This window comes from Afifella sp. YEN Y35 (assembly GCF_047553465.1).
Taxonomy (GTDB): Bacteria; Pseudomonadota; Alphaproteobacteria; order Rhizobiales; family Afifellaceae; genus Afifella; species Afifella aestuarii.
This window is the reverse complement of sequence record NZ_CP180203.1, coordinates 1243676-1262381: the sequence shown is the minus strand read 5'-3', so window position 1 is coordinate 1262381 and position 18706 is coordinate 1243676. Positions and strand designations below refer to the sequence as shown.

Genomic DNA, 18706 nt, shown 5'->3' with positions numbered 1-18706 from the left:
GGCGGCAGGCCCATCGTCCTCTTCTCCGAAGCGGGCCGGTTCGCCTTCTGGCGCGCCGGCTTTTCCATGCAGCGCCCGGCGATCTTCCGTCTCGGGACGTTCGCGACCCTCCCGCCATCTCCCGAAGAATGCAGGAGCCAATGCGCGACGAAGATACAGGACTGCGCTGGTTCCTGCGCGGAGTGGGCGGCATCGTCTCGGTGCCAGCCTTTATTCTGATGGCGTCTTTCATCGGTTTCGGCGTCTTGTGCCGGGAATCGGGGATCACCCTCGGGCAGGCCGTCTTCATGACCGGCTTCGTCTGGGCTTTGCCGAGCCAGCTCGTGCTCGTGGGCGCCATGGCGACGGGAACATCTGTCGTCGTTGCAGGCGTTGCCGTTGCGCTCTCCGCCATCCGTCTGATGCCGATGACGGCGGCATGGGTGCCACTTGTGCGTGGCCCGAAGACCCGCAAATGGCAGCTCATCCTCATGTCTCACTGCGTTGCCGTGACGGCCTGGGTGTGGAGCGTGATGCGCCTGCGTGACACGCCGCCGGACAAGCGTGCGGCCTATTTCGCCGGGTTTGGCGCGACCCTCATCTCCGTGAATGTCTGCATCACTGCGATCAGCTACGTGAGCGCGGCTTCTCTGCCGCCGCTGTTGGCGGCTGGCCTCTTCTTCCTCACGCCGATGTATTTTTTGACGGCTCTGACGGCCTCGGCGCGCCTTGCCGCCGAGCGTCTCGCGCTGGTCTTTGGCCTTGTGCTGGGGCCTGTCTTGCGGGCGTCAGGGATTGGCCTCGATCTCCTTTGGGCCGGAGTGATCGGCGGAACTCTCGCCTTCGGAGCCCACAAGCTTCTGCGCGCCAAGAAGACTGGCGCATGACGCAAAGCGATTTCGCCCCGTATCTCTTCATTCTGATCGCCGGCACATGCGCGACAGATATCTGGCGCTGGCTCGGCGTCCTCGTCGGCGCGCGTCTCAAGGAAGAATCGGATCTTCTCTTATGGGTGCGGGCCGTCGCGACGGCTCTTGTCGCTGGCGTCATCGGCAATCTGATCGTTTCGCCGAGCGGGGCTCTCGCTGAAGTGCCGCTTTTGATCCGACTGGGGGCGGGCGCTTTTGGCTATGTGGCTTTCTGGTTCGGCCGGAAGAGCGTTCTTGTCGGAGTGCTCGCCGCAGAGGCGGCGCTCCTCGGCGCCGCCTGGGCTTTCAGCGCTCTGTGATCAAGCTCCACCAAGGGCGGCTTTGATCTTCATCGCCTGCTCCTGAAGGACGGCCTGATCCGCCATCTCGCCGCTATGCGGCTTCAACTCGACACCCTCGAAGCGCGGCAGCACGTGGAAGTGCGTGTGGAAAATCACCTGACCGCCGGCTGGCTCGGAAAACTGGCTGATCGTAAGTCCATCGGCTTCAAAGGCTTTGACCACGGCGCGGCCGAGCCTTTGCACGGTGGCCATGAGGTTCTGCAGATCGTTCAGGTCGATATCGAGAATGTTGCGCGACGGCGCTTTCGGAATGACCAGGCAGTGACCGTCGCCACGGGGCATGATGTCCATGATGGCGAGCGTGTGGTCGTCCTCGAAGAGCTTGATCGCCGGGATCTCGCCGCGGAGGATTTTGGCGAAGACATTGTCGTTGTCGTAGGGCTGGCTCATTGCGCGCTCCTTGAATATGCCGCTGGGCTCGCCTCAGGCCTCTCCCTTTCGGAACGGCGTGTGCTCGGCGAGGATGCGATTTTCCAATTCCACGTGTCGCCGCTCGCTTGCAAGGTAATCCGCCACGGCGCGACGAAATCTCGGTTCGGCGATGAGGTGAGCGGAGTAGGTGGTGACCGGCACGTAGCCTCGGGCGAGCTTGTGGGGTCCCTGGGCGCCCGCTTCGACGCGCGTGAGCCCATGCGCGAGGGCATAGTCGATCGCCTGATAATAGCAGAGCTCGAAGTGCAGGCAGGGATGCTCTTCGATGCAGCCCCAATAGCGTCCGTAAAGCGTATCGCTGCCGATGAAGTTGAGCGCGCCCGCGACGTAGCGGCCGGCGCGTCTGGCGAGGATCAAGACGATCTGGTCGGCCATGCGTTCGCCGATCAGCGAGAAGAACCTGCGATTGAGATAGGGGCGACCCCATTTGCGGGCGCCGGTGTCCATATAAAACTCGAAGAAGGCGTCCCAATGCGCCTCGGTGAGGTCGGCGCCTGAAACCCACTCCACCTCCACGCCGTCTTCCAGGGCGTCGCGGCGTTCCTTCCGGATGCCCTTGCGCTTGCGCGAGGAGAGGTCGCCCAGAAAATCCTCGAACGTTTCATAGCCGTTGTTCGTCCAGTGAAACTGCTGGTCGGTACGGACGAGGAAACCGACATCTTCCAGTTCTGACGCCTCCGCCTCCGGCAGAAAGGTGACATGGGCCGAGGAGGCATCGTGCAGTCGGGTGACTTCGGCAATGCCGGCCGCAAGAATTTGACGCCGCGCCTCGGCTTCGGGGCCTGGCGCCACGAGAAGACGGCGGCCGGTGACCGGAGTGAAGGGGACGGACACCTGGATCTTGGGATAGTAGCGCCCGCCCGCCCGCTCGAACGCATCGGCCCAGCCGTAGTCGAAGACGTATTCGCCCTGCGAGTGGCTTTTCAGATAGCACGGGACAACGCCCCAGACCTCGCTGCTCTCACCACCTGCAACGAGGTGACGAGGCGCCCATCCGGTGCGGGCCGTGGCGCAGCCGGCCCGCTCCAATGCCTCCAGAAAGTCCCAGGACAGGAAGGGGTTGACGTCGGTGCCGGGTGGATTGGCGCAGCGATCCCACGCCAGGCGGTCGATCTCGCGCAAGCCGGAGATCACACGCAGATTGATGGAAGAGGAGCCGTTCTCCATGCGGGCAATGGTAATGCGAAAGACGCCTGCCGCAATGGCGGCGAGAGAAGAATTGGATGAAGCTTCTCAGGCCATAAAACCCTCGAACGTGATCTGATCGCTCCACCTTTCGGCTGTCTCCCGCTGCTTCCGGTTTCGCACGGTCCAGCAGATGAGCGGGTTGTCGGGCGCCGCTTCACGGAAAAGCGGTGCGAAATGAGGAAGGTCGGCGACCCGGCACGAGGCGAAATCGAGGCCCAGTCGCTGGATCGCCGCGATATGGCAATGGCAGGCTGTGACGTTGCCTTCGAGGGTCAGCCCGAGCGGACGGGCGCGCGTCACCCGCTGCATATCGTGGAGCAAAAAAGGATCGAACGACATGATGGCAAGCGGCCCGTCGTAATCGGCGATGGTTTTTCCGATCACTTCCGCAAATCCTGCGTCCCGCGAGGGGATGCTCTTCAGCTCGAGGACGATGGGCACGCGGCCCCCGACGAGCGAGAAAAGGTCGGAAAGCCTAGGGATGGTCTCTTTGGTGCCCGAAAGCCGAAGGGGCACCAGATCCTCCGCCTTCCGGTCGCGAAACGCGCCTTCGGCTCCCGTCATGCGCGCCAGCTCGTCGTCATGAAAGACCATTGCAACGCCGTCGGCAGAGGGATGCGCATCACATTCGATTCCGTAACCGTGCTCGATCGCGGCCTCGAAAGCCGCGAGTGAGTTTTCAGGCCGGCCCTTCGAGACGTCGTGCAGTCCGCGATGGGCGAGGGGACGCGATGCGATAAACGAAAGCGAGCCGAAACGCGACATAGCTTCAGCCGATTGCCACGACGGCTTCGATCTCGACCGCTGCGTCGAGCGGCAGCGCGGGTACGCCGACCGCCGAACGGGAATGCATCCCGCGTTCACCGAGCACCTCGGCGAGGAGATCGGAGGCGCCGTTGATCACGAGATGCTGCTCGGCGAACGAGGGATCGCTCGCCACAAATCCAGTGATTTTCACGAGAGCGCCGAGCCTATCCCAATCGCCATCAAGGGCGGCGTTGATCTGTGCCAGAATATTGATGGCGCAGAGACGGGCTGCCTTTTGGCCATCGGCCACGGCGAGCGCGCCGCCGAGCTTGCCTGTCACGGCGAGCTGGCCCGCCTCGATCGGCAGCTGGCCGGAAATGAACAGGAGGTCGCCATGGCGGCTGTAACTCTTGTAATTGGCCGCCGGTGCCGCTGCCTTCGGCAGTGTGATACCCAGGGTTGCCAGCTTGTCCGTGACGCTCATCTCATATCTCCCGCGCATTGCGCGCTGCAGTCTAATCGGTTGATTTTCTGCCAGTCGCGTTCATTCTGACGGCTGAAGCGAAAGCCGTCTCGCTTTCGCCGCACTCCTGGTCTTGAAGCCGCCCATGCAGACGATCCGTCCTGTTCATCTTGCCGTCTCGATGCTCGCCATGGGTTTTCTGACCGCGGCGACGCCTCTGCCAGCCCCTCAGCCGGTGACCGCTCCGGTGCCGCATCGCGCCGTCTACGCTATCACGCTGGCGAAGTCGACGGATGCGTCAGGCATCACCGATGCTCGCGGGCGCATGGTTTTCGAGGTCTCCGGCAACGCCTGCGAAGGCTATACGATGACGCAGCGCCTCGTCGTCAATCTGGTCGGCGGAGAGGGGGGAGATCGCCTCCTCGATTTCCGCGTGTCGACGTTCGAAGACGGGCAGGGCGGCCTCTACCGCTTTTCCTCAGACACCTATCTCAATGATCAGGTGGTCGAGCAGATCGAGGGCGTGGCGCACCGGCAGAACGGCAAAGTGGTCGTCGATCTGACGACGCCAAAGGACAAGACGGTCGAGCTCGGCGCGGCCCCGCTTTTTCCGGGCCAGCATCTCAATGCGCTGCTTGCTGCTGCCCGTACCGATCAACGTTTTTTGTCGAGCGTGATCTATGAAGGCTCAGGCTCAGGTGAGACGGCGGACACGGCGACTGCAGTCATCGGCCTGCCGGACAAACTGACGGCCGATGGCACTCCTTCTGGTCTGCCGGACAGTCCGCTCGTCAAGTGCCGGCACTGGCCGGTATCGGTCGCCTACTTCAAGGATGGCGAGGAAGCGAAGCCGGAAAGCGGTGAAGAAATGCCGGCTTATCAGATGAGCTTCACGCTCTACGAGAACGGTGTCACGCGCAATCTGGTGATGGATTATGGCGACTATGTTCTCAACGGGGAGCTCCAGCGGATTGAGCCGCTCGCCAGCAAGCCCTGCAAGAGCCAGTAGCGCAGCTCGCACAAATCAGACGCTCAGATGCGCGTGTCGCCTTCTCGCTTCTTGGGCTTTCCCGCCTCGAAGGTGAGTCCGAAATCGACACCGTGCGCACCGAATTTTGCGCGGATCCGGTCGATCGCTTCTTCCACCTGAGCGCGGCGGCCGGCTTCCGGATCGAGAAGATCGAGCGGGTCGGCCCGCGCAGCATCCTGAAGTTCGCTGACGCCGATGCCGAGAAGCCGGTAAGACGAGCCGCCGAGCTCTTTCAGAAGAAGCTCGCGCCCGTTGCGAAAGATCTTGTCGGCGAGCGACGTCGGATCGCTCAGGGCGCGACTGCGGGTCAGCGTGCGGAAATCCGACGTCTTGAGCTTGAGCACGACGGTCTGGCCGGCAAGCGTCTTTTCCTTGAGGCGGGCTGAGACCTTTTCGGAGAGTCGCCGCAGGACGGGCATCAATTCGCTCTCGAGAGCGAGGTCGGTTTCGAATGTGGTCTCGGCCGAAATGCTCTTCGCCTCCCGCTCGGACTTGACGGGCCGTGCGTCGTGACCCTGCGAAAGCTGGGCGAGCCGCAATCCCATGGCGCCATAGCGGCGTGCCAGAACGCTTTCCTCCATGCCTTGAATCTGGCCGATCGTGGCGATGCCGTCTTTCTCCAGCCGACGCTGCATGGCGGCCCCGACGCCCCAGATGACCGTCACTTTTTGGCGGGCGAGGAAATCCATCGTCTCGTTTCGGCCGAGAACGGAAAAGCCGCGCGGCTTGTCGAGATCGGACGCGATCTTGGCGAGGAACTTGTTGTGGCTGAGTCCGACGGAGACGCTGATGCCGATCTCTCTCTCCACCCGCTGCGCAAAGGCGGCGAGAACCGCCGCCGGCGGGGCATGATGCAGCCTTTCCGTCCCGGAGAGGTCGAGGAAGGCTTCGTCGATCGAGAGCGGTTCAACGGCCGGCGTCAATTCCAGCATCATCGCTCGAACGTCGCGGCCGACAGCGCCGTACTTTGCCATATCGGGGCGTATGATGACGGCTTCGGGGCAGAGCTGGCGCGCCTTGAACATCGGCATCGCCGAGCGCACGCCCTTGATTCGGGCGATATAGCAGCAGGTTGCGACGACGCCCCGTTTGCCCCCGCCGATGATGACGGCATGATCGGCGAGGCTGGGGTCGTCGCGCTTCTCGATCGCCGCATAGAAAGCGTCGCAATCGATATGCGCGATCGCGAGTTCAAAGAGTTCGCCATGCTGGACGACCCGTGGGCTGCCACAGGCGCGGCAGCGTGACAAGGGCACGTCGTAGCGGGCGAGGCAGTCGCGGCACAGCGTCTTTGAGGAAGCCCCAGGCACGGTCCCGCTCATCCCACCTGCGGCAGCTCTTTGGCCCCCAATTGGCGCGCCGCTTCGACGACTTCCTCCGGGTGCAGCTCCGCGGCTTCGGCGAAATCGAAGAGGTCCGGCTCATGTGCCAACAGAAAGGTCAAAGTGCCGGCGAGGAAACCCGGCTCGCTCGCGGCTTGTCGAAGGCCGTCGGGCCGCAGACCCGTCAGGTCGAGATAACGTCCGAGCAGATCTGGCCTGGAGGCGATATGGCCGAGGGCCATGACCGCGATTTCCTCGGCACGGTCTCTGGATATTCGGCGGGCTCTGATCATGTTGTGTTTGCCTTTCCTTAAAAGGCTTATGTCAAATTATGCGCGGTTTCGGCGGATCCTCAACCGCTTCGACCCGTCGTCCAAAGAGGCGTATTCATGCCGAAGACAGTCATGATCGTTGAAGACAATGAGCTCAATATGAAGCTCTTCAACGATCTTTTGAGGGCCAAGGGCTACGGGACGCTCCCCATGCGCAACGGGTACGAAGCGCTGGAGACACTGAAGACCGAACGGCCCGATCTCATCATCATGGACATCCAGCTTCCGGAGATTTCGGGGCTGGAGGTCACGCGCCTCATCAAACAAGACGATGAGCTGAAGCACATTCCCGTTATCGCTGTAACAGCTTTCGCCATGAAGGGCGACGAGGAGCGCATACGGCAGGGGGGATGCGAAGGCTATTTGTCGAAGCCGATCTCCGTCGCCTCCTTCATCGAGAATGTTCGCAATTACATCGGCGACGCATGAGGGTTGAAACGTGACAGCGCGTATCCTGGTCGTCGATGATGTTGCCGCGAATGTGAGGTTGCTCGAAGCGCGGCTTCAGTTGGACTATTTCGACGTCCGGACCGCGCTCTCCGGCGAGGAGGCTCTCGAGATCGCCTCGCGCGAGCGTCTCGATCTCATTCTCCTGGATGTGATGATGCCGGGGCTGACCGGTTTCGATGTCTGCAAGGCGCTCAAGAACCAGGCGGAAACGGCCGATATTCCGGTCATCATGGTGACCGCTCTCGATTCTGCGGAAGACAAGGTCAAAGGGCTCCGCTGTGGGGCCGACGATTTCCTGACCAAGCCCGTGAGCGAGATCGAACTCCTTACGCGCGTGCGCAGTCTCGTACGGCTGAAGAGCGTGACCGACGAGCTCAATCTGCGCGCCGCCGCCATGCAGTCTGTCGGAGTCGATTCGCGAGCCATCTTCACGAGCCCGCAGCTCAAAGGGTCGCGGATTCTGGTTGTCGATGACCGGGAAAGTTCCACCCGCCATCTGCGCAAGGCGCTTGGTCGCGACGTCGATGCCGATTTCGTCACCACGGCTCCGGAGGCTCTCGCCGCCGTCGAGACCTCGGTCTACGACCTTCTCATCGTTAGCCTCTCGTTGTCAGGTCAGGACGGGCTGCGCTTATGCTCGCAGATCAAATCGATCGATCATCTGCGCTACGTTCCTATCCTCATCGTGACCGATCCCGACGAAAGCGCGAAGCTGCGTCGCGCACTCGATTTTGGAATAAACGATTATATCGTCCGTCCGCTCGATGAAGCAGAACTCCGCGCGCGCGTGACGACCCAGTTGCGGCGCAAACGTTATTCGGATCGGCTGCGCTCGATGGTCACCAACGCCGTCGAGCTGGCCATCACCGATCCCCTGACCGGATTGCACAACCGCCGTTATCTCGACAGTCATCTCGTGTCGCTGCTCAGCCGATCGGTCGAGCACGGTAAGCCGGTCTCCATCCTTCTTTTCGATATCGACTTCTTCAAAAGCATCAACGACCGTTACGGCCATGATGCCGGCGATGACGTGTTGCGGGAGTTTTCCACGCGCCTGCGGAAAGGCGTGCGGGGCATCGATCTCATCGTCCGATTCGGGGGAGAAGAGTTTCTCGTCGTCATGCCGGAGACGGCCATCGAGCAGGCTGTGCTGATTGCCGAGCGTCTGCGCGGCGATGTCGAGGCGGAGCCGTTCACCACTCGGGAAGGGCAAAAGCTCCCCGTGACGGTCAGCATCGGTTTGTCGCGCCTGGAAGGGCCCGAGGACACCCCGGGCAAACTCATCAAACGCGCCGACAAGGCGCTCTACGAGGCGAAAGCCGCCGGCCGTAATCGCGTCGCTCAGGCCGCCTGAGCGAGGCGCCGCGAGACCCGACGTCATCGGCTGGCGACCTGTCCTGTCTGACCATTTCGCTCGCAGGAGCTCTGTGCGCAGTTGTCCCCAACTTTTAGGGATGGCGTAAGTCGATATAAAATAAGTGCTTTTCTGGAAGGGGAGAGAGCCTGTTCCATTTTGGTACAATTGTGCACGTTAGAATTTACCAATTGTTTACCGCAGGCTGGATTCGCGCCGTTCCTTGCGCTCAATTGCACATTGAGCCCACCGATCGGGTTTAGGGTTTTGCGAGATACCCCATGGACTTGCTCAGGTCCGCCGCATCTCCTGGGCGCCGTGGGGTCGGCCGGTCCGGCCGCGACACGTGGCCTCCTCGATTGTCGCGACCGGCCGGCCACTTTTTTCCCAGTCAGAGCAATCCGAACGCACAAAAAGAAAGGCGCCCCGCAGGGCGCCTTTCTTGAATCCGCTGATGCAGCGAAGCTACTTGATCTTCGCTTCCTTGAAGAGGACGTGCTTCTTGAGCTTCGGATCATATTTCCGCTTCGTCATCTTCTCGGTCATCGTGCGCGCATTCTTCTTGGTGACGTAGAAGGTGCCTGTACCTTCCTCGCTCACCAGACGAATCTTAATGGTCGCGGCCTTGGCCATCGCTTCAGTCCTTGCTCAATGGCGGGAATTTGAGGGTGACATGACCCCTCTGGCTTCGGAAGTCAAGGCGTCTCGGCGCGCGAACGCACCAGGCGTGCCGCGGCGATGATGCAATAGGCGCCGAAGGCGGCCCCGATCGCGATCGGGAAACCGGTCGTGGGCATGCGATTCATCGCGTCGCCCACCATGACCGGGCCGATCAGCATCCCGAGAGCATAGCAAAAGACGAACGCGGAATTGGCAGAGGCGAGATCACCGCCTGAGAATCGCGCCGCAAGATGCGCCAGTCCGACCGTGTAGAGTCCCGCCGATGCGCCGCCCCAAAGAAACAGGACTGCGGCAAGCACAAGCCAGTTCGCCGTCGCCGCACTCGCGATCACCATGCCGAGGCAGCCGACCAGTCCGCAGACGAGCAGGATCAGGCGCTTGTCGATCTTGTCGGCGACGAGGCCGAGTGGGATCTGGAAGACGACATTGCCGAGCGTCATCGCCGAGGCGAGCAGCGGAAAAATGGCCGGCGCATATCCAAGATGCTGACCCCAGAGTGGGAGGAAGGCAAAGCCGGACGATTCGGCCATGGCGAAGACCAGCACGCCGAACGTTGCGATCGGCACCGCGAAGATGAAGGAGAAGAAAGAACCTGAGGGTTTCTCGGAGAAATCGGGAGAGACGTCGCGCGCCATCCATGTCGGCATGACGGCAATCACGAACAGGGCCGAGCCCAGGAAGAAGGGAAGGGGGCTGGAGAGCCCCGTGATCGAGATCAGGACCGGCCCGAAGGCGAATCCGATCGACAGGCAGGTGGCGTAGATGCCCATGACGATGCCGCGTCGATGATGCGGCGTCACGGCGTTGATCCAGAATTCCGACAGCGCAAAGCAGATCGACACGCACATGCCGTAGACGAACAAAAGCACGAACAGGATGGGCAGCGCCGTCACGTACCATGCGAAGGGAATGAGGCACGCCGCTGCCGGCAGAAGATACGAGATGGTTCTCGCGGTTCCGAAGCGGTGCGCGATCCGTGGGGCATACGGCGTCGAAAACAGAGCCGAAAGCGCAAGGGTCGCCACAAGAAAGCCGATCGTGCGCTCCGACACGCCGCGGCCGGACAAGGTCAAGGCAACGAGAGGAGACAACAGGCTGATTGCCGTGCCGACGGCAATCATGGTGGAAATTGCCGCGATCGCGCCCCTGGTCAGCCCCAGTGCAGCGAGGCGTCCACCGAGCGCGGTGCTCAAGCTCACCTCAAACTCCTAGAGAATCTCGCTCTGTCTGCGACCGTAATGCATAAAATGGAAGGGAACGCCAGCTCCTGGCTGCAGGTCGGGATCCTCGTCCAGACGCGCTGCAAGATCCGCCAGGACGCGCCGGGTGATATTTGCGAGTCCGGTTTCGTAGGCCTCTTCGAATGTCAGCCAGCGCGGTTCCAACAGCTCTTTGTCGAGGCTCTCCTGACGGCCGACGACCGAATCTTCGAACACCGCAAAGAACCGTGCGTCGAAGCGCCGTGTCCGACCCGGCGGCGTGATGGCCCGGGCGATCAGACGCATTGGAGAAAGTGAGGGAAGGGCACCGGCATTCGTGAAGGCCCGCCAAGCCGGATTGGATGGCCGAGCCGCATCGGCTGCCGCTTCGGCTTTCTCGCCCACCAGATATCCGGTTTCTTCGAAGGTCTCCCGGATCGCAGCAAGCGCGAGTGCGCGCGCCTGGCGGTGTGTCGCGCATCCGGCTCGCCCCGCTTTCAGTTTGGCCGCCACCACCGGGTCGAGATCGCTCGCCATCGCTGCGGAATAATCGCTACGCTCGACGCGTCCTCCGGGAAAGACGTACTTGCCGGGCATGAAGGCGTGGTGTTCGGAGCGCTTGCCCATGAGGACGCGCCATTTGCCCCTCTCGCCGCTCAGAATGATCAAGGTGGCCGCGGGTTTTGGGCGCAGCCGAGGCGGTTTTTCCGACGCCTGTTGCGGCTGCTCGAACTCCTGCGCAGTGCTCATTGCCAGGCCGTATCGACGTTCTTGTCGGCGGCATCGGCGTTTTCCGGATCGAAGCCGTGCATCCGAAGCGCCCATTGCAGGCCGATCACACCACCTTTGACCGGACGCAGAAGGGCAAGCGAGAGAAGCGTGGCGAGCGGCACCCACAGCGCCATGTGCACCCAGATCGGAGGTTGAAACATCAGCTCCACGGCAAGCGCCATCGCCACAATCACATGCCCCACGATGAGAATGATGAAATAGGGTGGGGCATCGTCGGCGCGATGGTGATGCAGCTCTTCGCCGCAGACCGAGCAGGCGTCGGGCACTTTCAGGAAGCCATGGAAGAGAGAACCTTTTCCGCATTGCGGACACCGGCCGGCAATCCCCCGGAGAATGGAGCCGATCACTGGGCGTGGTCGCTTCATACGCGTCCTTTCCGCTATTTGCGTTTTCGGGAAGGGGCTCCCCTTTTGGGGCTTCGGGGTCCCCGTGGCCTCGTGGTGCCAGGGCGTTTGCGCCCGGCATTGTTATGCCCCGAGGGCCTTCCGCCGGGCTTGCCGCGTGCGCCCTCGCTCAACATCTCGAGCCTCAGATCCCCGGCATAGGGGGTCGCCTCGGCAAGGCGCACTTCCACACGATCGCCGAGCTGGTATGTGGCGCCGCTATCGGCGCCGTAGAGCCTGTGCAGCGTCTCGTCATAGATGAAGAACTCACTGCCGAGCGTGGAGATCGGCACGAATCCGTCCGCACCGCTTTCTTCCAGTTCGACGAAGAGACCGGCTCGGGTCACGCCGCGGATTCGACCGAAGAAGCGCGCGCCCACCCGTTCTGAAAGCCAGGAGGCTACGAGACGATCGAGCGTGTCTCGCTCGGCCGTCATCGCGCGACGCTCGGCGAGCGAAATCTCCGCGGCAATTTTCTCCATCGCCGCCTCGTCCATATTGCCGAGGCCGCCTTCGCCGGCGCCGAGAGCCGAAATCAGGGCGCGGTGCACCAAAAGGTCGGCGTAGCGCCGGATCGGCGAGGTGAAATGCGCATAGCGGCGCAGATTGAGTCCGAAATGGCCGATATTCTGCGTGGAGTATTGTGCCTGGCTCTGCGAGCGCAGCACCACTTCGTTGACCAGAATCGAATGCGCCGTGTCGGCGACGTTCTTCAGGATGGTGTTGAATTCGGACGGGCGCAGATTGCCCTTTTTCGGAAGGCTCATGTCGAGCGACCCGAGAAAATCGCGCAGCCCTTCCAGCTTGTCGAAGGATGGCTCGTCGTGGATCCGGTAGACGAGCGGAGAATTGCGGCCTTCCAGCTCTTCGGCCGCTGCCACATTCGCCTGGATCATGAATTCTTCGATGAGCTTGTGTGCGTCCAGGCGCGGCGGCACATAGACGCGCTGAATGGCGCCGCTCTCGTCGAGCTGGACCTTGCGTTCCGGCACGTCGAGTTCGAGTGGCTCGCGCGAATCTCGCCCTGCCTTCAGCACCTCGTAGGCATCCCACAACGGCTTCAGGACGGTGTCCAACAGCGGCTGCGTGCGCTCGTTGGGACGTCCATCGATCGCCGCCTGGCTCTCTTCATAGGAGAGCGCTGCCGCCGAGCGCATCATGATGCGGCTGAAGCGGTGCGACGTCTTGCGGCCGTTCTTGTCGAAGACCATACGCACGGCGAGCGCCGGCCGGTCTTCTCCTTCGCGCAGCGAGCACAAATCGTTGGAGATGCGCTCCGGCAGCATCGGCACGACCCGGCCCGGGAAATAGACGGAATTGCCGCGCTTCACGGCTTCCTTGTCCATGGCCGAGCCGGGGCGCACGTAATAGGCCACATCGGCGATCGCCACGGTGACGATATGGCCGCCCTCGTTGTCGGGATCGGGCTTCGCATACACCGCATCGTCGTGGTCGCGGGCATCGGCCGGATCGATGGTGATGAGAGGAAGATCGCGCCAGTCGTTCCGGTGCTCCATCCCGGCCGGCTTTGCGGCCTCCGCCTCGTCGATCACCCGCTGAGGGAAGACGTAGGGGATGTTGTTTTCCTCGAGCGCGATCAGGCTGATCGCCTTCTCGGAAGAGACATCGCCGATGCGCTCTGACACCCGCGCCGACGGCAGCCCGAGACGCTTCTTCGACAGCGGCTCGACGGCAACGAGCTCACCATCCACCGCGCCGGCAGCTTCGCTGGGCGGCACGATGTATTCCTTCGCGCGCCGGTTCGTGGGCACGATGCGTCCGCCGCCCTGTTCGCCGGGGTCTGCTTTGAAGATGCCGACAATCCGGTCGGGCACGCGCTCCAAAAGCTTCATGATCCGGCCGCGATATGGGCCGTCGTGTCCGCTTCGCTCGATGCGGGTCAGAACCCGGTCGCCGACACCTGCCGTGGGCTTGCCGCGTCGCTTGCCGGCCGGGGGCAACGGCAATCTCACACGTGGAGGTTTGCCTTCCGCCTCATCCCATTGCTCTGGCGTCCCAACCAGATCGCCATCGTCGTCGACGTCGATCACGCGCAAGACGGTGACGGAGGGCAGCGTGCCGGATGCCCTGATCGCCTTACGCGGCGAGGCGATCAGGCCTTCGTCCGCCATCTGCTTGAGGGTGCGCTTGAGCGCCACGCGGTCGGGGCCGGTGATCCCAAAAGCACGCGCAATCTCCCGCTTGCCCACCTTGCCCTCGGAGTCTTGGACAAAGTTCAGGATATCCTGCTCGCTTGGCAGGCGCGGACGTGTGCTTTTGGGTTTCTTCGGCAAGCTCAGCCTTCTGCCTTGGCTTTCGCCTTGGTGCTTTTGGTTTTGGATGCAGCCGGCTTCTTGGCCGTGCTTTTCTTGGCTGGCGTCTTGCGAGCGGTGGCCTTCTTCGTCTTGCCACCCTTCGCCGCCTTGGCCTCGATCAGCTCGAGCGCTTCTTCCAGCGTGATCGTCTGCGGATCCTTGTCCTTCGGCAGTGTCGCGTTGATCTTACCGTGATTGACGTAGGGGCCATAGCGGCCCTCCATCACGGCGACCGCGCCGCCATCGGGATGCTCGCCAAGCGCCTTCAGCTCTTTGGCGCCGGAACGCCCGCGCCCTTTCTTCTCGGCGAGGAGAGAGATGGCTCGGTTTGCGCCCACGGTGAACACGTCTTCGATGCTCTCCAGATTGGCATATTTGCCATCGTGCGAGACGAACGGGCCGTAGCGCCCGAGACCCGCCGTGATCGGCTTGCCGGTTTCCGGATGGCTGCCGATCTCGCGGGGCAGCGAGAGCAGTTGAAGGGCTTTTTCGAGCGTCATCTCGTCGGCCTGCCAGCCGCGCGGCAGGCTCGAGCGCTTCGGTTTTTCTTCGCCTTTCGCGGGATCGGGACCGAGCTGAACATAGGGGCCGAATCGGCCGGAGCGCAAAATCACCGATTCTCCGCTCTCCGGATCCTCGCCGAGCTGCATGCCTTCCGCGGTCATCGCCTGTTGCGCGACCTCGCCCTCCGCATCGGGCTCGGTGATCTGGCGCGTGTACCGGCACTCGGGATAGTTGGAGCAGCCGATGAAGGCGCCGAAACGCCCGAGCTTCAACGACAGCTTACCGTCGCCGCAGCTGGGGCAGCTGCGCGGGTCGCTGCCATCTTCGCGGGGCGGGAAGACGAAGTCGCCCAGCATTTCGTTGAGTGCTTCGAGAACCTCCGAGACGCGGATGTCCTTGATGTCGTCCAGATTGCCCTGAAAGTCGCGCCAGAAATCGCGCAGCACCGCCTGCCAGGAGAGTTCGCCGGCGGACACCTTGTCGAGCTTCTCTTCAAGATCGGCGGTGAAGTCGTACTCCACATAGCGCCGGAAAAAGCTCTCCAGGAAGGCCGTCACGAGCCGGCCCTTGTCCTCCGGCATGAGGCGCCGCTTGTCCATCCGCACGTAGCCGCGATCGCGCAGAACGGTCATCGTCTGCGCGTAAGTGGACGGGCGGCCGATACCGAGCTCTTCCATCTTCTTGATGAGAGAGGCTTCCGTGTAGCGGGGAGGTGGCTCGGTAAAGTGCTGATCGGCACTGACGGATTTCGCGTCGAGACCATCGCCGGCGGTGACGGCCGGCAGACGCCCATCCTCCTCCTCGTCGGGGTCGTCGCGACCCTCCTGGTAGAGGGTCAGAAAGCCGTCGAAGCGCACCACCGAACCCGTCGCTCGAAGGCCGAGGCGATGTTCGCCGTTCTTCGCATCGACTTCGATTGTCGTGCGCTCCATCTCTGCAGAGCTCATTTGGCTGGCGACGGTGCGCTTCCAGATGAGCTCGTAGAGCCTGGCCTGATCGCGATCGAGCTGACGTTCGACATGGGCGGGCAAGCGCGCCGGATCTGTCGGCCGGATCGCTTCGTGCGCCTCCTGCGCGTTCTTCGCCTTGACGAAATAGCGCCGCGGCTGGTCGGGCAGATAGCGCTTGCCGAAATCGCCACTGATCAGATCGCGCACGGCCGCGACCGCTTCCGGTGCCATGTCGACGCCGTCGGTTCGCATATAAGTGATGAGGCCGATCGTCTCGCCGCCGATATCCACGCCCTCATAGAGGCGCTGGGCGACCTGCATCGTGCGACTCGCATCGAAGCCGAGCTTGCGCTGCGCTTCCTGTTGCAGGGTCGAGGTGGTGAAAGGCGGCTGCGGATTGCGCGAATGCGGTTTCGATTCGACGCTCGCGACGGAAAAGTCTGCCCCTTCGAGAAGGGTCTTCAGACTTTTCGCCTGCGCCTCGTCACCAATGGAGAGCTTGGTCAGCTTCTTGCCGTCTGCAGCGACGAGACGGGCGACAAAGGTATCCTTGGCCGGTGTCGCGAGATTGGCCGCCAGCGACCAATATTCCTGCGGCCGAAACCGTTCGATTTCCGATTCGCGCTCGCATACGAGACGCAGCGCCACCGATTGCACGCGTCCGGCGGAACGCGCGCCCGGCAGCTTGCGCCATAGGACCGGCGACAGGGAAAAGCCGACGAGATAATCGAGTGCGCGGCGGGCGAGGTAAGCCTCTACCAGCGCATCGTCGATCATGCGCGGATGCGCCATCGCCTCTTCCACTGCGCGCTTGGTGATGGCGTTGAAGACGACGCGGGCCACGGGCTTGTCCTTCAAGCCTTTGCGGGAGCGCAGCACCTCGAGCACGTGCCAGGATATGGCTTCGCCTTCGCGATCGGGGTCAGTGGCGAGCAGGATGCGGTCGGCCGACTTGGCCGCTTCCGCGATGTCGCTCAAACGCTTCTTGGCCTTGTCCGCGACTTCCCACGACATGGCGAAGTCCTCGTCGGGCCGCACCGAGCCGTCCTTGGAAGGCAAATCTCTCACATGCCCATAGGAGGCGAGCACCCGATAATCGGGTCCGAGATACTTATTGATCGTCTTCGCCTTAGCGGGCGATTCGACAATCACGAGGTCCATACGGGTACTCCATTGGGCGGGGAAACAGGCGGCACGCGCACGGCCTCACTTGGATTGGGAAACAGGCGCGGTCAAGGCCACGGGACGACAAGGTGGGTCGGCGGCGCACTTTCGCCCCCTGTTCTCTTAGCTTAAAATCAACTAAAGCGTGTACATTGATTTACGAATCGTGCCGAAGATGCACCGCGCCTTGCAGACATTGAATGAACAGGAACGGCGGGATTTAGCCGAGGATATCGCTGTCGAGGCAAGCCAATGGCGCCGCCGCGCCGATGAGGCGAATCTGCCATTTCTCGCTTATCTCATCGAGATGGTCGTCCTTGAGGCCTGGCGGGAAGCCACGGAAGAAAATGTGAATGATATCAATCCTCAAAACTGAACGCAGAGGGTGGGTGGCGACCCTGCTTCAGTAGATGAGCGAGATCCGGCCACCCGGATGTCGCTCCAGGCGCCCGGCAAGCTCGAGTTCCAAGAGGACGACAGCCACGAGGCGGGCAGGCAGCCTTGTATGCGCGATCAACTCGTCGACATGCACCGGCGTCGGCCCGAGCGCCTCGAGGATGCGACTGCGATCATCATTTGCTGGTTCAATCAGAGGTTGCTTTTCGGGCTCCTCAGGCGGGAGTTCGAAACCCTCTCGCGTGGGCGGTGCGAGGACTTGCGGCAAGGCCTCGATGACGTCGGCAGCCTCCGTGATCAGATGGGCCCCCTGTTTTAGGAGGCGATTGGTGCCGGCCGCACGAGGGTCGAGGGGCGATCCGGGGACGGCCATGACCTCGCGGTTTTGTTCGAGCGCGAGGCGTGCGGTGATGAGTGAGCCCGACCTTTCTGCGGCTTCCACGACGACGGTCGCAAGGCTCATGCCTGCGATAATTCGGTTGCGCCGCGGAAAGTCGCGTGCCCGCGGCTGCCAGCTCATCGCCATTTCGCTGATTGCGGCGCCCCGCTGCGCGAGGATCTTGTCGAGAAGGGGACGATGTTCCTCCGGATAGACGACGTCGACGCCGCCGGCAAAGACGGCGACGGTCCCCGTCGCAAGAGCGGCCTGGTGCGCACTCTGATCGATGCCGCGGGCAAGGCCGGAAACGATCGAGAAACCGGCCTCTCCAAGCCCGGATGCGAGACGCTGCGCCATCCTTTGCCCGGCGAGGGAGGCATTGCGGGCGCCGACGATGGCAATGGCCGGGCGGGCCAGAACCTCGGATGCACCCCGCATGCAAAGAAGAGGCGGTGGCTGGTCGGCATGACGCAGCCACGGCGGGTAGTCCGGTTCGCCCATGCCGATGAAGCGTGCGCCGGCACGCTCTGCCGCGGCGAGCTCGCGGTCGATATCGTCCTCGCTGGCGATCCGGATGTTGCGTCTCGCGCCGCCCCGGCGGGAGAGATCAGGAAGCGCTTCGAGGGCCGCAGAGGCTGAGCCGAAATGATTGATAAGAGAACGAAATGTCTGCGGACCGACATTTTCGCTCCGGATGAGACGCAGCCAGGCCCGTCGCTGCTCTGCCGTCAGGCGAACGCCTTCCGGGGGCGGCGTGCTCACTTCTGCCCGATCTTCGATTCGGTGCCGTTGAGGAGACGCCGAAGGTTCTCCCGATGCCGGAACCACAAGATGAAAGTGACCGCGAGGAAGAGCTCGGCCAGGAGCGTCTGGCCGCTGACGAACAGGATGACAGGCGTCAATGCACTCGTCAGCAGCGCCGCAAGGGACGAATAGCGCGTGAACCAGGCGGTCCCGATCCAGATCGCCGCCGCGGCAATCAGCGTTGGCCAGGAGAGCGGCAGAAGAATGCCGAAGAAGGTGGCGACGCCTTTGCCGCCCCTGAAGCCGAGCCAGACCGGAAAGCAATGCCCGAGAAAGGCGCCGAAGGCCGCGGCCAGCGCTGGCTCAAAGCCCCATTGCCAGGCAATGAGAATGGGGATCGTACCCTTGAGCGCATCCGCCAGAAGCGTCGCGGCCGCGAGCTTCTTGTTGCCGGTCCGCAAAACGTTGGTGGCTCCGATATTGCCGGAGCCGATCTTGCGAATGTCGCCGAACCCGGCCAGCCGCGAGAGGATCAGGCCGGAGGGGATGGACCCGAAGAGGTAGCCGAGAACAAGGCCGCCGATCAGGGTTGGCAGGAGAAGTGTCCAATTGCTCGCATCGGCGGTCACAGC

20 protein-coding genes are annotated in these 18706 nt (G+C 62.7%); 6 read left to right on the top strand and 14 right to left on the bottom strand.

Going from position 1 to position 18706, the window contains the following annotated elements:
- Positions 1-140: 140 nt before the first annotated feature.
- Both ACK8CP_RS06105 and ACK8CP_RS06100 read left to right on the top strand, forming a co-directional pair.
- Positions 141-866: an AzlC family ABC transporter permease gene (locus tag ACK8CP_RS06105; protein ID WP_414833680.1), complete on the top strand. Its 726-nt coding sequence runs from the start codon at positions 141-143 to the stop codon at positions 864-866.
- On the top strand, positions 863-1207 hold the full coding sequence (locus ACK8CP_RS06100; RefSeq protein WP_414833679.1) for an AzlD domain-containing protein: 345 nt from the start codon (positions 863-865) through the stop codon (positions 1205-1207). The genes ACK8CP_RS06105 and ACK8CP_RS06100 overlap by 4 nt, the downstream gene beginning before the upstream one ends.
- Here ACK8CP_RS06100 and ACK8CP_RS06095 read toward each other — a convergent pair whose 3' ends face one another.
- The 4 genes from ACK8CP_RS06095 to ACK8CP_RS06080 all read right to left on the bottom strand — a co-directional run bounded on the left by ACK8CP_RS06095 (position 1208) and on the right by ACK8CP_RS06080 (position 4100).
- On the bottom strand, positions 1208-1639 hold the full coding sequence (locus ACK8CP_RS06095; protein WP_414833678.1) for an HIT family protein: 432 nt from the start codon (positions 1637-1639) through the stop codon (positions 1208-1210).
- A 33-nt stretch (positions 1640-1672) separates the two neighbouring features.
- Entirely contained in the window at positions 1673-2848 is a 1176-nt protein-coding gene (locus ACK8CP_RS06090; protein WP_234627898.1) for a GNAT family N-acetyltransferase, read from the bottom strand.
- 66 nt (positions 2849-2914) lie between these two features.
- Positions 2915-3634 (bottom strand): glycerophosphodiester phosphodiesterase family protein, encoded by a 720-nt coding sequence (locus ACK8CP_RS06085; RefSeq protein WP_414833677.1) that lies wholly within the window; start codon positions 3632-3634, stop codon positions 2915-2917.
- A 4-nt stretch (positions 3635-3638) separates the two neighbouring features.
- Positions 3639-4100, bottom strand: a complete 462-nt coding sequence (locus ACK8CP_RS06080; RefSeq protein WP_414833676.1) for a RidA family protein — start codon at positions 4098-4100, stop codon at positions 3639-3641.
- Positions 4101-4224: 124 nt separating this feature from the next.
- Here ACK8CP_RS06080 and ACK8CP_RS06075 point away from each other — a divergent pair, with 124 nt between their 5' ends.
- On the top strand, positions 4225-5088 hold the full coding sequence (locus ACK8CP_RS06075; protein WP_414833675.1) for a cell envelope integrity EipB family protein: 864 nt from the start codon (positions 4225-4227) through the stop codon (positions 5086-5088).
- A 23-nt stretch (positions 5089-5111) separates the two neighbouring features.
- Here the strand turns inward: ACK8CP_RS06075 and ACK8CP_RS06070 are convergent, their stop codons facing one another.
- On the bottom strand, positions 5112-6431 hold the full coding sequence (locus ACK8CP_RS06070; protein ID WP_414833674.1) for a DNA polymerase IV: 1320 nt from the start codon (positions 6429-6431) through the stop codon (positions 5112-5114).
- Positions 6428-6673 carry a DUF3572 domain-containing protein gene (locus ACK8CP_RS06065; protein ID WP_234627902.1) on the bottom strand — a complete coding sequence of 82 codons (246 nt, stop codon included), beginning with the start codon at positions 6671-6673 and terminating at the stop codon, positions 6428-6430. The genes ACK8CP_RS06070 and ACK8CP_RS06065 overlap by 4 nt, the downstream gene beginning before the upstream one ends.
- A 147-nt stretch (positions 6674-6820) precedes the next feature.
- Here ACK8CP_RS06065 and ACK8CP_RS06060 point away from each other — a divergent pair, with 147 nt between their 5' ends.
- Positions 6821-7192, top strand: a complete 372-nt coding sequence (locus ACK8CP_RS06060) for a response regulator (RefSeq protein WP_092812467.1) — start codon at positions 6821-6823, stop codon at positions 7190-7192.
- Positions 7193-7202: 10 nt separating this feature from the next.
- On the top strand, positions 7203-8567 hold the full coding sequence (locus ACK8CP_RS06055; protein WP_128294000.1) for a PleD family two-component system response regulator: 1365 nt from the start codon (positions 7203-7205) through the stop codon (positions 8565-8567).
- Between the two features lie 465 nt (positions 8568-9032).
- On the opposite strand, the gene rpmG is transcribed toward ACK8CP_RS06055, so the two are convergent.
- From rpmG to topA, 6 genes are all read right to left on the bottom strand, one after another.
- Positions 9033-9200: a 50S ribosomal protein L33 gene (gene rpmG, locus ACK8CP_RS06050; protein ID WP_128294001.1), complete on the bottom strand. Its 168-nt coding sequence runs from the start codon at positions 9198-9200 to the stop codon at positions 9033-9035.
- A gap of 62 nt (positions 9201-9262) precedes the next feature.
- The gene (locus ACK8CP_RS06045) at positions 9263-10447 is read right to left on the bottom strand and encodes an MFS transporter (protein ID WP_414833673.1); all 1185 of its coding nucleotides are present in this window, start codon (positions 10445-10447) and stop codon (positions 9263-9265) included.
- 9 nt (positions 10448-10456) lie between these two features.
- Positions 10457-11197: an NUDIX hydrolase gene (locus ACK8CP_RS06040; protein ID WP_414833672.1), complete on the bottom strand. Its 741-nt coding sequence runs from the start codon at positions 11195-11197 to the stop codon at positions 10457-10459.
- Complete coding sequence (locus tag ACK8CP_RS06035) at positions 11194-11604, bottom strand: DUF983 domain-containing protein (RefSeq protein ID WP_234627905.1); 411 nt, start codon at positions 11602-11604, stop codon at positions 11194-11196. Before ACK8CP_RS06035 ends, ACK8CP_RS06040 begins: the two co-directional genes overlap by 4 nt.
- 14 nt (positions 11605-11618) lie before the next feature.
- The gene (rnr, locus tag ACK8CP_RS06030) at positions 11619-13964 is read right to left on the bottom strand and encodes a ribonuclease R (protein WP_414834198.1); all 2346 of its coding nucleotides are present in this window, start codon (positions 13962-13964) and stop codon (positions 11619-11621) included.
- Complete coding sequence (gene topA / locus ACK8CP_RS06025; RefSeq protein WP_414833671.1) at positions 13919-16552, bottom strand: type I DNA topoisomerase; 2634 nt, start codon at positions 16550-16552, stop codon at positions 13919-13921. The genes rnr and topA overlap by 46 nt, the downstream gene beginning before the upstream one ends.
- Before the next feature lie 148 nt (positions 16553-16700).
- On the opposite strand from topA, the gene ACK8CP_RS06020 reads away from it, so the two are divergent.
- Complete coding sequence (locus ACK8CP_RS06020; RefSeq protein ID WP_234627908.1) at positions 16701-16931, top strand: hypothetical protein; 231 nt, start codon at positions 16701-16703, stop codon at positions 16929-16931.
- Positions 16932-16958: 27 nt separating this feature from the next.
- Here the strand turns inward: ACK8CP_RS06020 and dprA are convergent, their stop codons facing one another.
- Together dprA and plsY are read right to left on the bottom strand one after the other, a co-directional pair.
- Entirely contained in the window at positions 16959-18092 is a 1134-nt protein-coding gene (gene dprA, locus ACK8CP_RS06015; protein WP_234627909.1) for a DNA-processing protein DprA, read from the bottom strand.
- Complete coding sequence (gene plsY, locus ACK8CP_RS06010; RefSeq protein ID WP_234627910.1) at positions 18089-18703, bottom strand: glycerol-3-phosphate 1-O-acyltransferase PlsY; 615 nt, start codon at positions 18701-18703, stop codon at positions 18089-18091. Before plsY ends, dprA begins: the two co-directional genes overlap by 4 nt.
- Positions 18704-18706: the final 3 nt, after the last annotated feature.

Bases quoted from the DNA above. Each gene is read 5' to 3' on its own strand.
- ACK8CP_RS06090 (WP_234627898.1), bottom strand. From the start codon at position 2,848: ATGGAGAACGGCTCCTCTTCCATCAATCTGCGTGTGATCTCCGGCTTG.
- ACK8CP_RS06100 (WP_414833679.1), top strand. From the start codon at position 863: ATGACGCAAAGCGATTTCGCCCCGTATCTCTTCATTCTGATCGCCGGC.
- topA (WP_414833671.1), bottom strand. From the start codon at position 16,552: ATGGACCTCGTGATTGTCGAATCGCCCGCTAAGGCGAAGACGATCAAT.
- ACK8CP_RS06060 (WP_092812467.1), top strand. From the start codon at position 6,821: ATGCCGAAGACAGTCATGATCGTTGAAGACAATGAGCTCAATATGAAG.
- ACK8CP_RS06095 (WP_414833678.1), bottom strand. From the start codon at position 1,639: ATGAGCCAGCCCTACGACAACGACAATGTCTTCGCCAAAATCCTCCGC.
- ACK8CP_RS06040 (WP_414833672.1), bottom strand. From the start codon at position 11,197: ATGAGCACTGCGCAGGAGTTCGAGCAGCCGCAACAGGCGTCGGAAAAA.
- rpmG (WP_128294001.1), bottom strand. From the start codon at position 9,200: ATGGCCAAGGCCGCGACCATTAAGATTCGTCTGGTGAGCGAGGAAGGT.
- ACK8CP_RS06035 (WP_234627905.1), bottom strand. From the start codon at position 11,604: ATGAAGCGACCACGCCCAGTGATCGGCTCCATTCTCCGGGGGATTGCC.
- ACK8CP_RS06065 (WP_234627902.1), bottom strand. From the start codon at position 6,673: ATGGCCCTCGGCCATATCGCCTCCAGGCCAGATCTGCTCGGACGTTAT.
- ACK8CP_RS06075 (WP_414833675.1), top strand. From the start codon at position 4,225: ATGCAGACGATCCGTCCTGTTCATCTTGCCGTCTCGATGCTCGCCATG.
- ACK8CP_RS06085 (WP_414833677.1), bottom strand. From the start codon at position 3,634: ATGTCGCGTTTCGGCTCGCTTTCGTTTATCGCATCGCGTCCCCTCGCC.
- ACK8CP_RS06070 (WP_414833674.1), bottom strand. From the start codon at position 6,431: ATGAGCGGGACCGTGCCTGGGGCTTCCTCAAAGACGCTGTGCCGCGAC.
- ACK8CP_RS06105 (WP_414833680.1), top strand. From the start codon at position 141: ATGCGCGACGAAGATACAGGACTGCGCTGGTTCCTGCGCGGAGTGGGC.
- ACK8CP_RS06080 (WP_414833676.1), bottom strand. From the start codon at position 4,100: ATGAGCGTCACGGACAAGCTGGCAACCCTGGGTATCACACTGCCGAAG.